Source organism: Mycobacterium sp. SMC-17, from assembly GCF_045310915.1.
Classification (GTDB): domain Bacteria; phylum Actinomycetota; class Actinomycetes; order Mycobacteriales; family Mycobacteriaceae; genus Mycobacterium.
The window spans coordinates 1-1,077 of the sequence record NZ_JBJIAK010000170.1; the positions used below are offsets into that span (position 1 = coordinate 1).

A 1,077-nucleotide genomic window follows, 5' to 3' on the forward strand; every position below is an offset into this window, starting at 1 on the left:
TGTACTCGGCCATCAGGTTGGTCGCAGTCGGCTGATGGGTGGTAGTCCGTCGAGTGCGCTGTGGCGGCGTTGAGTGTTGTAGAACTCGACCCAGGGTGCAAGGGCTCGGGCGCGGTCTGCGTTGGAGGCGAAAACCCGGCGATAGGACCATTCGCCTTGCAGCGTCCGGTTGTAGCGCTCCACCTTGCCGTTCTGCCACGGGCAGTGAGGCCTGATGAAGAGGTGTTTAGCATGCAGCTGGTCGATGATCGCCGCGACGTCGGCCGAGCGTCGATAGCTGAAATGGTTGTCAGTGATGACTCGTTCGATACTCGAAATCCCTTGTGATTGAAAGTATTCAGCCGCCCGAGCGATGAACCCGGCACATGTTGATCCCTTCTCATCGGGATGGATCTCTGAGTACGCCAGCCGGCTGTGGTCATCGACCATCGAGTGCACGTAGTCATACCCGATGCCGCGGCCGCGGACCTCTTCGCTGCGCCCGTGAGCGCGCCACCCGCCCCCGTCGGGGATGCGGCCGAGCTTCTTGACATCGACGTGGACCAGTTCGCCAGGATGGTCGCGCTCGTAGCGCACCGCAGTGGCCTTCGATGCCTTGATCACCGCGCCGGTCATCGGATCGCAGTCGCGCAGATGAGGTACGCCCCGACGATGAAGAATCCGTCCGACGGTCCGCGCGGGGATCCCAAGTTCGGCACCCAGCCAGTCCGGGCCCCGGCGATGCCGGCGGCGCGCCGCCACCACCTGTCGTTCCACCCGCGCTGGGGTCTTGGTCGGACTGTGGTGCGGTCGTGAGGACCGGTCGTGAAGTCCGGCCTCTCCCTCGAGGGCATAACGGCTGATCCAGGTGTGGACGCATTTGCGGGAAATGCCCATCGCTGAAGCGATATGGGCTTGTTTCCAGCCCTGCTGATGCCGCTGCACAATCAGCAGCCGGCCGTGCAACGTCGTACGGGCATTACGGTGGGACACGAGAACCTCCGGGTTGGTGATGGGCCTTCGACAAGCCACACCTCACCCGGAGGTTCTCCCCACATCAAGCCAACACGCCCGCTACCAACGTCATGGCCGAGTACA

1 protein-coding gene is annotated in these 1,077 nt (G+C 63.3%); it reads right to left on the bottom strand.

Annotation, left to right across the window (positions count from 1 at the left end):
* Positions 1–12: 12 nt before the first annotated feature.
* On the bottom strand, positions 13–972 hold the full coding sequence (locus tag ACJH7A_RS30630) for an IS481 family transposase (RefSeq protein WP_212813577.1): 960 nt from the start codon (positions 970–972) through the stop codon (positions 13–15).
* Between the last annotated feature and the right edge of the window lie 105 nt (positions 973–1,077).